Here is a 10,494-nt window from a genome sequence, read left to right as displayed (position 1 = left end):
ACATTGGCAGCGGCAGAGGCTACAACAGCATCAACAAGTCAATTAAAATTGATTAGTAATAGTGATGTGGTGCGTAGTGATGCGGATGCGACTTTGGTAAAAGGTGCTGTGGCAGACTCAACCTCTGGTTGGGGGGGGTGGTACTATCGTTTTGATAAGAAATTTAGTACAACTGGTTTAAGCCGAGATAATGCGGGTGCAAGCATTATTAAAGGTTTATCACCCCTTGTTGCGATGGAAGGTAGCTTATATGTCACTATGTATGATGCTTCAAATAATGGTACATCCTCAAGCTGTGGTGCAGGTGTAAAAGGTCATAGCTTTACACAACGCTTATGTCTACCAACAGGGGTATGTCGAGATGATGCTAATTATATTTATAATTTAGGTTCAGGGATTGTCAGTCTTAATGTTGGTTCTATTGATGGTGGAAATAGCAAATCTATTGTTGTTCCAGATCCCGCAGATATTGGAGTTGGTTGTGTGGGTGCAGCTTGTGGTTCAGGTAGCAAATTTATTACTGCTGGTGGTTCAATGCATTTTATTCCAAATCGTTGGTATGAACGCTATGCAAAAAGGGATTAAGCTATGACATATCACATTCGGGGATTTACCCTGATTGAGTTGATGATTGTTGTTGCAATTGTTGCGATTTTCGCAGCAATTGCAATACCAAGTTATCAGCAATATACACGACGTGCAATGGCGTCTCAGGCACAGCAGGAAGTGCAAAAACTAGCTGAGCAATTAGAGCGTCATAAATCAAAGAACTTCTCTTATAAAGGTTTTAATGCTCGTTATTTATATCCAATACCACCATCCCCACGAATAGATAGTTTTGATGATACTAAACAAGAGTTAATTTTACCTTTGGAAAGTGCTCATCCTAAATATGTGATTACTATTGTAGATGCTGGAGTTGGAAACCCATTATTAACAGCAACGACTGCTTTGGGGCAAAATTGGGCCATTCAGGCAGTTAGTAGTGATACTAGAAACTTTTCTTTTTTGGTGGCAAGTAACGGAGTGCGTTGTAAAAATAAAACTGTAGCCAATATAACTTATACAGGATGTGGGGTGGGGGGAGAAAGTTGGTAATGTTTTATTATAAAAAAGGATTCACATTGATTGAATTAATGATTGTTGTTGCAATTATTGGCATTCTAGCAGCAATAGCTTATCCATCTTATCAAGAATCAGTTCGCAAAACGAAGAGAACTGATGCGCAAGCTGAAATGATGACAATTGCTCATAGCCTGAATCAATTTAAAGCAACAAGGCATAGTTATTCTAATGCAACTATTGGAGATATTTATGGTGCTAATGTTACTCCAAAAACAGGTACACCCTTATATAACTTGGCTTTAACCGTTACAGCTTCTACGTGGACATTAACTGCTACACCAAAAACTGGTACGAGCCAAACGGGTACAGGAGCAATTACTTTGAATTATCAGAATATAAAATGCTGGTATGATGGTAAGGATGTCCCAACATCGAGTGATACTTGTACTACATGGTAGTAATTTAAATAAGAACTTGAATTGGACACAGTTCAAGTTCTTTGAAACGATTTATCTGATCTAAAACAATAACTAAATTCAAAACTGTGGATAAGCCTTAAATTAATCTTTCTTTCAGGGCAAATATGACGTAAAATACTGCCCTCTATGAAAGGGGTTTGAAGTGTTGCCGATGGTCGGTGCAGGGATAATCCGTAAAAATTATAAGGTTGTTCTCATGGTTGTTATTCGTTTAGCGCGCGGTGGTGCAAAAAAACGTCCATTCTATCAAATCATTGTAACTGATAGCCGTAACGCACGTGACGGTCGTTTCATCGAACGTATTGGTTTCTTTAACCCAACTGCACAAGGTCAAGCGGAAAAAGTTCGTTTAGATGCTGACCGTTTTGCACACTGGATTTCTCAAGGTGCTCAACCTTCAGAACGCGTTGCTTCTTTAGCTGCTCAAGCTAAAAAAGCTGCAACTGCTGCGTAATAGTAGTAGGTAGCCCATGACACCAACACAGAATGTACCCGAAGATCGTATTCAGATTGGACAGTTACGCTCAGCTTATGGACTGAATGGGTGGCTCTGGGTTTACTCCAATACTGAACCCATGAGCAATATGTTTGACTACCTTCCTTGGTACATTGAGACCAAGGCAGGTTGGCAAACCATAGATGTAAAACGCTGGAAACCACATGGCAAAGGCTTGGTTGTTGCATTAAAAGGCGTGAATGATCGCACGGGTGCAGAAAACTTAGTTGGTGCAAATATCTGGATTGCAAAATCACAGCTTCCTAAAGCAGATGTGGACGAGTACTACTGGTCTGATCTTAAAGGTCTAACAGTCTTAGGTCTTGATGATGAAGAACAAGAAGTGAATCTTGGTCAAATCTACGAACTGTTTGAAACTGGTGCTAATGATGTCATGGTCGTGAAAGTGACACCTGATAGCATTGATGCTGAAGAGCGAATGATTCCGTGGCATAAAGATGTGGTACAGCGTGTTGATCTTGAAGCTGGTCGCATTTACGTCAATTGGGGCGTAGATTACTAACTCTTTAGAGGATGGTAGCGCAGCAGGAAAATAAAGGAGTCTGCGGTGTTTTTTGCAGTCATCACATTGTTTCCTGAAATGTTTGAAGCGATTACAGCGTACGGGATTAGCGGGCGTGCAGCAAAGCGTGACATCGTGCAAGTCAATTGCATTAACCCACGAGATTTTGCCGAGGGTAACTACAAACGGGTGGACGAACGTCCTTTCGGTGGTGGTCCTGGTATGGTGATGATGGCTGAGCCTTTGGCAAAAGCAATTATCCATGCTAAACAACTTGCAACACAAGCAGGCTGTGTTCATGCCCCAGTGGTGTATATGTCACCGCAAGGCAAAACTTTAAATGAACAGGCAGTACAACAATTCGTTGATTACGATGGATTGATTGTATTGTGTGGGCGTTATGAAGGGGTTGATGAGCGTTTAATCCAGCATTATGTTGATCAGGAATGGTCCATTGGGGATTACGTGTTGTCGGGTGGTGAACTTCCTGCCATGGTATTGTTGGACAGCATTATTCGCCGTTTGCCGAATGTCATGTCTGACGAGCAATCTGCGATACAGGATTCTTTTGTGGATGGTCTGCTGGATTGTCCACAATATACCAAGCCAGACCATTTCGAAGGGTTAGATGTGCCTGAGGTACTGAAATCAGGACATCATGACAATATTGAGAAATGGCGTTTTTTACAGCGTTATCAGCGTACTTTGGACCGTCGACCAGAGTTGGTGGAAAAATTCGAGTTGAGCAAGCAGCAAAAAAAATGGCTACAAAATTCGCAGGATTAAACCTATATCGGTTGATCCTTGCACCAGACGAGAAGCTTCGCTTCGAGTTCTACTTAAACCTGGTTTAAGTTAAAAATAGGCTCTTTAAGACATTCTGTTTTAAAGGGAAAGTTAAACGAGCGATATGCGTTTTAGCCTCTATCCTCAGCGGTGTAAGAGACCTCTTCTCTCCCGCACATATTGGAGATTCCACAATGAGTGGTAAACATCCTTTAGTTCAAGCTGTTGAAAATGCACAGTTAAAAACTGATATCCCTGCTTTTGCTCCTGGTGACACTGTTATCGTTCAAGTTAAAGTAAAAGAGGGTGACCGTGAGCGTCTTCAGGCATTTGAAGGTGTTGTAATCGCGAAGAAAAACCGTGGTTTGAACTCTGCTTTCACAGTTCGTAAAATTTCTAGCGGTGTTGGTGTTGAGCGTGTTTTCCAAACTCACTCTCCAATCGTTGCTAAAATCGAAGTGAAACGTCGTGGTGACGTTCGTCGTGCTAAACTTTACTACCTACGCGAGTTGTCTGGTAAAGCTGCACGTATTCGTGAAAAGTTACCAGCTCGTAAACAAGGTTAATTTTAACTTTGTTGTAAAGCAAAAAAATGCGCCATCTGGCGCATTTTTTTATACCTGTTTTATAGTCCCTGCAATTTCAGGCGGTTGGCATGTTGACGATAAATATCAATTGGATCAGGTGCAAACAGTGATTTCAAACCTAAAACCTGATTGACTTCATCAGCATGGTTCCAAGGTAGGTTGTCCCGCACCGTCTTACCAAACTTGGCACTGCAACGGCTGACCATACCATCATTGTCACCCTTGATGTCAACAATCAGGCTCGTTCCTGCAAACAAGGGATCAAGTGGATCAAGGATGTTGGTCAGCGCCTGTGTGCCAGAGAATGAATACATATAAATGCCTTTATCCTGATAAGTGCCCTCACCACAGGCTGTGGTTGGTACACCCATTGGGAATCGAGTGTTAAATGCCGTTGAGCCCTCAACCGAGATGCTGCGTCCTGCCGCCATCGCGTTATGTGGATAGCTTTTAGCATCAAGTCCTTGTGCCCAAGTGATTGCACCAGAGAAAAAGTTGACAATAGCCGCGCCAGCAGTACCTAATCCCGTGCCATCTACTTTCGTGATCAGGCTGGCGACAGGCGAGCCTTTATGGGTACCACTGACACTGGTGAGTGACGCCACCTTGCTCGGCATGATACCTGCAACATAGCGGATGGTTGGGCCGCCCTGACTGTGACCAATCAGGTTGACCTTTTGCTGTCCCGTAATGGCAAGGATTTCCTCAACCTGCTGTACTAGCTGTTCACCACGAATTTCATTTGAGTTAAAAGGTGAAAGTCGTGTCGCCCAGACATTTGCACCATTACGAGCAAGGTCAGGTAGGATTTGATGCCAATAATCAACGCCTAGTGGGTCACTTCCAACGCGTGAAAAACCTGCCACCCCATGTACAAAAACAATGGGATACTTGGTTTTGGCATAGCTGGAGAGCACAAAGCTTTCCTTGACTTGGGTGGCGTTGGAAGCGTAGCTGGCTGATGCACTGATTGCCATAATGGATACGGCAAGATAGCGAATAAGTTTTTGCATGATATTACTCTCAATTTTTGTTTTTCATATGGGGCTTCATGTTCTTGCGAACTGACATTGCATCCGTGCTAAATCGCATTATTTCAATGTCTTGTATTAGGTGTTGCTAGTTGCTAAAGGGTAAGGGGCCTCCTTGGTCATAGACCGTTTCAAATGTTTGTAGACGTTGCTGTTCCTGTGTGGACTGGAACTGTTGCTGTTTGAGCTGTTGAATGGCCTGATCTTTGGCCGATGCACTCATATTGCTGTCCACAATGGTCTTGCGCTCATCCAGATAGGACTGTACGCGTTGTTTCCAGTCTGAGCGTTGCTGGTCCAGTTGTTCCAGACGTTGGGTGGCAGCTTCGCCAACCAGGTTGACCCGCATATCCCGCAATTCCTGTGCTGAACCATTTCTGGCCTTGATCTGTTCAGTTAAGGAACGTAAATCTTCCAGTTTGGATAAATCCTTGAGGTTTTCCTGCCAATCCTGGGGAAGTTGGTCAAAGCGCTGTTGTAGCTGCTTGGCCTTGTTGACAGCATCCAGGTTTTTATTTTCTAAAATGCGCATACGGTCAAGCGTGTATTGCTGGTAGATGTCCTCTGTACCAAACAGGCCCTCAATTTCAACTTGAGAAAAGAAGCGCTGCTTTAGGTCATGCATTGCATCGAAGATTGCCTGAAAATAGCCATAACTTTCCTGAGCAGGCTGATTCATCTGCAATTTGCTCAGCTGTTCCCGATAGCTCAAATAACGTGACCATAATTCCTGAATCTGCTGCTGCTCCGATGCCTGAAAACCTTTGGCAACATAGCGCTGAAAACTCTGGCGGATTTCATCAATATTTCGTTCGCCATATTGGGAAATGAAATATTCAAAGCAGTCTCGGGTCAGCGCATTCACAACTAATTTTTGCGATGCATTAAACTGTAGTTTGCAGTTGATTTCAGTATCCATTTGGCTTGTGCTGTTAAAAGCTGCGTCACTTGCATGTGCTTGGCCTGAATTATCTGAATGGTCTGCTGAATTAAAGGTGTTGCTGGATTGACCAGTTGATTCGAGCTGTGGCTGCTGATCTTGAGGGTATAACCAGTACACAACACTCAGCATTGAAACTGAAATGATCAAGAAGCTACATAATAAGAATATTTTTTTTCTAATTTTATTCATTCAGCATAATCCATTTGCTTTAAATTTCAAAAACGAAAATAAATTTATCATATTTGTTGCTTTTTTAAGCACGTAATTTTTAAAAATCCGATGAATAGTTTTGATAAGATACCGCTTTATAGTTTGACCTTTCATTTATGAAAAAAAGTTCTTATCGCCATCTGAGTGGTGTTTTCTTATTAAATAAGCCCTTAGGTTTAAGTTCCAATTGCGCACTTCAAAAAGTCCGCCGTCTTTTTAATGCGCAAAAGGCAGGACATACAGGAGCCCTGGACCCGCTTGCAACAGGCCTGTTACCGATCTGTCTGGGTGAGGCGACCAAGTTTTCACATTATTTGCTGGATTCAACCAAGCGTTATCAAACCACGGTGAAGCTAGGGCAAACCACCACCACTGGAGATGTGGAAGGGGAAATATTGTTACAGCGTGAAGTTCCTGCTTTAACAGCTGAACGAATTGAAGCGGTGTTGCAGCAATTTCGTGGCGATATTCAGCAAGTTCCGCCGATGTATTCGGCGTTAAAGCGCGATGGAAGACCGTTGTATGAGTTAGCACGTCAGGGGATTGAAATTGAACGGCAAGCGCGTCCAGTCAGTATTTATCAATTAACTTTGCTGGATTTCACCCAAGATCGTTTGGTACTCGAAGTCACTTGTTCTAAAGGCACATATATTCGTGTGTTGGGGGAGGATATTGGTGAAGCTTTGGGCTGCGGTGGACATTTAACAAAATTACATCGTACTCAAACAGGGCATTTTGAGATTAATCCAGACTATACCATTGAATATCTGGAAAGCCTGACTCTGGAACAGCGTGATGCATTATTACTACCTGTTTATGCACCTGTTGAGCATTTTCCCAAAGTACAGTTACCCGAGGGCCGTGAAAAGTATTTCTGCAACGGTCAGGAAAGCAATATTGAGCATGAGGCGGCGGCTGAGGTGCTGGTATTTGATGGCGAACGCTGTCTAGGGCTGGCGGAAATCACCGATAAAAAACGCCTTGTACCAAAACGCCTGTTGAACCTATAATAAAACATGCAGCATTTAGCAGTATAAGTTGAGGTGAAAGATAACATTCTTATACACAAAGATACGCAAATCGAAATTGTTTAAAAAATAGACACTTTCTAGTATGAAAGGCGAGTCAAGTCAAACAGTAGGATGTGATCTCAACGCATCTTGCTGTTCAGCTAGCCAACAATAAACAATAACAACAGAGGTGATGGATGAATATTTTTGAAGCACTAAGAGAAAGTCATGAGCGTCAACGTGATCTTTCCGAAAAATTAATCAAAACCAGTGGCATGAGTGAAGAAAGAAAACAATTATTTGAAGATCTTAAAAATGAACTCTATGCCCACTCAGTTGCAGAAGATCGTTTTCTTTATATTCCTTTAATGTTTGATGATGTTGGTCTGGATATCACACGTCATGCTTTAGCAGAGCATCATGAAATGGATGAATTGGTCGAGAAACTGGAAGAGACTGAAATGAGTAGTCCAAGTTGGTTGGGGATTGCCAAACAACTCAGTGAAACCGTGCATCATCATTTGCAAGAAGAAGAGCATAAATTTTTCCAACAAGCGGGTAAAATTCTAGCAGACAAAGAAAAAGAAACTTTGGGCAAGAAGTATCTGGCAGAATATCGGAAATATAAAAAGGCCGAAAAACCGAAATAAAAATGAGTGAGTATTTAGATTCAAGTCTATGGGGTGGGGCTTTTTCGACGAAACGTCACCCCGATAGACGCCACAATAATACACAACAATGCAACCCACTGGAGCAGACTGATTTGCTCATGTAATATCACCAAGCCTGCGAGCGCAGCCAAAGCAGGTGACAAACTCGACAGGGTGCCATAACTCAATTTGCTGAGTTGTTTCAGTGCCATCAAATCCAGCGCATAGGGAATGGCGGTTGCCAATAGGGCAATGACCAGTGCCTTGCCCCAGTATTGGGTATCCAGCAAAGCGGGTGCATTATTCCACAAACCAAAAGGCAGTAAAGTGAGGGCGGATAGGCCAATGGCAATGGTCAGCGCATGCATGCCAATATTTTGCTGAACCACACGGTGCCCGAAATAGATGTACAGGGCCCAAAAGAAACCAGCCCCGAGTGCGCATGCCGCGCCGAGATAGGAAAAGTTTTGGGCATTGGCATCATGCCACGGCACCATCAGGGCAATGCCTAAAATCGCAAAAGCCACCCAGATATAATCGCTACGCTGTTTAATTGAAAGCAGGGCCAGACCCAAGGGTCCAATAAATTCCAGCCCCACAGCAATTCCCTGTGGCAATTTTCCTAAAGAACTGTAGAACAGGATGTTCATACAACCTAAAGACGCACTGTAAAGTAACAAGTCTCGCCATTTGAGCTGTTTAAGTCTGGATAAAATCCTCCATGAACGGAACATGATCGTAACCAGAACCGTGGCGAAACAGAGCCTTAAAATCGTGACGGTCAATGGATCAAGGGTTGCAATCAACTGTTTGGCAAATGAGGCACTGATCTGGTAGGCCACCATGGATAAAACCATGTACAGCACGGCAAGCAATTGGAGATTTTTCATAGGGCCTCTTTTTGCTGACGGGCATGCTGGGTGGTCACGGTGCAGCCAATGGATGCAATGATAATGGTCATCAAGGCCAGCCATTGATTCCACAGTAATGTTTCACCCAGAAAAATAAATCCAGACAAAGCTGCCACAGCAGGCTCCAGACTCATTAGGGTTCCAAAGCTAAGAGGTGTTAAATTGCGCAGCGCGATCATCTCTAATGAAAATGGTAGGGCACTGGCTAAAATTGCCAGTCCAATAAAATAATATAAATTTGGCAGTTCAAACACATGCCCGACTGCACCAGAGAAAGCCGCGAAAGGCAGCAAGCATAACATGCCAATACTCATCCCCAAACAAACGGTATGATTGCCAGAAATGCCAGAGGGCTTTTGCCCTGCAATGATATAAAATGCCCAGCATGCACCTGCACAGACCGCAAACAATACACCGATTAGGTCGAGACCCTGCTGGGCCTGTTGTAAGGGAAATAGCAATATCAAGCCTAGAATGGCACAGCCCACCCAGATAAAATCATAGCGCTGTCGTGCATGAAATAGTGCAACACTTAAAGGGCTGATAAACTCAAAGGCAACCGCTAAGCCCAAAGGTAAACGCTCTAGCGATAAATAAAACAAGGCATTCATCCCCGCGAGGGCCATGCCGTAGCTGAGGATTGCTTTCCAGCGTATATTGCTGAAATTGATCTTCCAGATTTTAAAGATGACAGCCAAAATCATTGCGCCCATAAAAAAGCCACAGCTTAAACTGTGGCCTTTCCTGAATTGTCCTGATTAGAACAATACACGTACGCGGATCGTACCTTCAACTTGGCTTAAGGTATCAAGTGCTTCCTGAGAAGCAGATGCATCTACATCCATCACGAGGTAACCAATGTCACCTTTGGTCATTAAAGACTGACCTGAGATGTTGATGCCTTGTTCAGCAAACAGGGTGTTGATTTTGGACAATACACCTGGAATATTTTTGTGAATGTGCAGTAAACGATGTTGGCCTTCAGTCAATGGCAATGCGATTTCTGGGAAGTTCACCGCAGATAGCGTCATACCCTTATCTGAGTAGGCAACGAATTTCTCAGCAACTTCCAGACCGATGTTCGCTTGTGCTTCCATGGTCGAACCACCTACGTGAGGGGTTAAAATCACATTGTCCAAGCCACGAAGTGGTGAAACAAATTCTTCGCCGTTTGCTTTAGGCTCTTTCGGGAACACGTCAACCGCCGCACCCGCAATGTGGCCTGATTTAATCGCATCAGCCAAATCTTCGATGATGACACAGGTGCCACGTGCCGCATTGATGAAGATCGAACCCTCTTTCATCTGTGCAAACTGTTCTTTCTTGAAGAAGTTACGTGTAGATGGCACATCTGGAACGTGTAGGGAAACCACATCAGCAGTTGCCAAAAGCTCATCTAAAGAACCCACTTGGCGTGCATTACCCAACGGTAACTTGGTCACGGCATCAAAATAGATGACTTTCATACCCAGACTTTCTGCCAATACAGAAAGTTGTGAACCAATTGAACCGTAACCAACGATACCTAAAGTCTTACCGCGTGTTTCAAACGAACCGACCGCAGACTTGTTCCAGCCACCTGCATGTGTATCTTTTGATTTTTCAGGAACACGGCGCAGTAATAAAATTGCTTCAGCAAGAACCAGTTCCGCTACTGAACGCGTGTTTGAATACGGTGCGTTGAACACAGGAATACCACGCGACATTGCCGCTTTTAAGTCAACCTGATTGGTCCCAATACAGAAACAACCCACCGCAATCAATTTATTTGCTGCTTCAAAGATTTCTTCACTCAATTGCGTA

General features: G+C 43.5%; 12 protein-coding genes and 2 pseudogenes. 9 read left to right on the top strand and 5 right to left on the bottom strand.

Annotated features, from left to right (window positions below; translation table 11 throughout):
* From B4H32_RS05455 to rplS, 7 genes and pseudogenes are all read left to right on the top strand, one after another.
* Positions 1-585 (top strand): annotated as a pseudogene (locus B4H32_RS05455) (hypothetical protein); the annotation flags it as partial.
* A 3-nt stretch (positions 586-588) separates the two neighbouring features.
* Positions 589-1,098 carry a type IV pilin protein gene (locus tag B4H32_RS05450; protein WP_286800707.1) on the top strand — a complete coding sequence of 170 codons (510 nt, stop codon included), beginning with the start codon at positions 589-591 and terminating at the stop codon, positions 1,096-1,098.
* Complete coding sequence (locus tag B4H32_RS05445) at positions 1,098-1,523, top strand: type IV pilin protein (protein ID WP_286800693.1); 426 nt, start codon at positions 1,098-1,100, stop codon at positions 1,521-1,523. Before B4H32_RS05450 ends, B4H32_RS05445 begins: the two co-directional genes overlap by 1 nt.
* A 217-nt stretch (positions 1,524-1,740) precedes the next feature.
* Positions 1,741-1,998: a 30S ribosomal protein S16 gene (gene rpsP / locus B4H32_RS05440; RefSeq protein ID WP_286800688.1), complete on the top strand. Its 258-nt coding sequence runs from the start codon at positions 1,741-1,743 to the stop codon at positions 1,996-1,998.
* Between the two features lie 16 nt (positions 1,999-2,014).
* Positions 2,015-2,563: a ribosome maturation factor RimM gene (gene rimM, locus B4H32_RS05435; protein WP_286800684.1), complete on the top strand. Its 549-nt coding sequence runs from the start codon at positions 2,015-2,017 to the stop codon at positions 2,561-2,563.
* Positions 2,564-2,608: 45 nt separating this feature from the next.
* On the top strand, positions 2,609-3,349 hold the full coding sequence (trmD, locus tag B4H32_RS05430) for a tRNA (guanosine(37)-N1)-methyltransferase TrmD (protein WP_286800658.1): 741 nt from the start codon (positions 2,609-2,611) through the stop codon (positions 3,347-3,349).
* 194 nt (positions 3,350-3,543) lie between these two features.
* Positions 3,544-3,915: a 50S ribosomal protein L19 gene (rplS, locus tag B4H32_RS05425; protein WP_004660214.1), complete on the top strand. Its 372-nt coding sequence runs from the start codon at positions 3,544-3,546 to the stop codon at positions 3,913-3,915.
* A 59-nt stretch (positions 3,916-3,974) separates the two neighbouring features.
* Here the strand turns inward: rplS and B4H32_RS05420 are convergent, their stop codons facing one another.
* Together B4H32_RS05420 and B4H32_RS05415 are read right to left on the bottom strand one after the other, a co-directional pair.
* Complete coding sequence (locus B4H32_RS05420; protein WP_286800654.1) at positions 3,975-4,949, bottom strand: lipase family alpha/beta hydrolase; 975 nt, start codon at positions 4,947-4,949, stop codon at positions 3,975-3,977.
* Positions 4,950-5,055: 106 nt separating this feature from the next.
* Positions 5,056-6,099 carry a lipase secretion chaperone gene (locus B4H32_RS05415; RefSeq protein ID WP_286800646.1) on the bottom strand — a complete coding sequence of 348 codons (1,044 nt, stop codon included), beginning with the start codon at positions 6,097-6,099 and terminating at the stop codon, positions 5,056-5,058.
* Between the two features lie 137 nt (positions 6,100-6,236).
* Here B4H32_RS05415 and truB point away from each other — a divergent pair, with 137 nt between their 5' ends.
* Positions 6,237-7,130, top strand: coding sequence for a tRNA pseudouridine(55) synthase TruB (truB, locus tag B4H32_RS05410; protein ID WP_286800638.1), 894 nt, complete (start codon positions 6,237-6,239; stop codon positions 7,128-7,130).
* 197 nt (positions 7,131-7,327) lie between these two features.
* Positions 7,328-7,780: a hemerythrin domain-containing protein gene (locus B4H32_RS05405; protein ID WP_004683367.1), complete on the top strand. Its 453-nt coding sequence runs from the start codon at positions 7,328-7,330 to the stop codon at positions 7,778-7,780.
* 26 nt (positions 7,781-7,806) lie between these two features.
* Here B4H32_RS05405 and B4H32_RS05400 read toward each other — a convergent pair whose 3' ends face one another.
* From B4H32_RS05400 to serA, 3 genes and pseudogenes are all read right to left on the bottom strand, one after another.
* A complete protein-coding gene (locus B4H32_RS05400) occupies positions 7,807-8,670 on the bottom strand; it encodes an EamA family transporter (protein ID WP_004683366.1) in 864 nt (287 codons plus the stop codon).
* Positions 8,667-9,404, bottom strand: a pseudogene (locus B4H32_RS05395) (EamA family transporter); the annotation flags it as partial. The gene B4H32_RS05400 and the pseudogene B4H32_RS05395, both read right to left, overlap by 4 nt.
* Before the next feature lie 45 nt (positions 9,405-9,449).
* Positions 9,450-10,494, bottom strand: a 1,045-nt coding sequence (gene serA, locus B4H32_RS05390) for a phosphoglycerate dehydrogenase (protein WP_286800625.1), incomplete at its 5' end; no start/stop codon positions are given.

Origin of the sequence: Acinetobacter sp. UBA2063, from assembly GCF_002333245.1 — a bacterium.
Taxonomy (GTDB): domain Bacteria; phylum Pseudomonadota; class Gammaproteobacteria; order Pseudomonadales; family Moraxellaceae; genus Acinetobacter; species Acinetobacter parvus.
The sequence above is the reverse complement of the archived record's forward strand: the minus strand, read 5'-3'. Positions and strand labels throughout refer to the sequence as shown.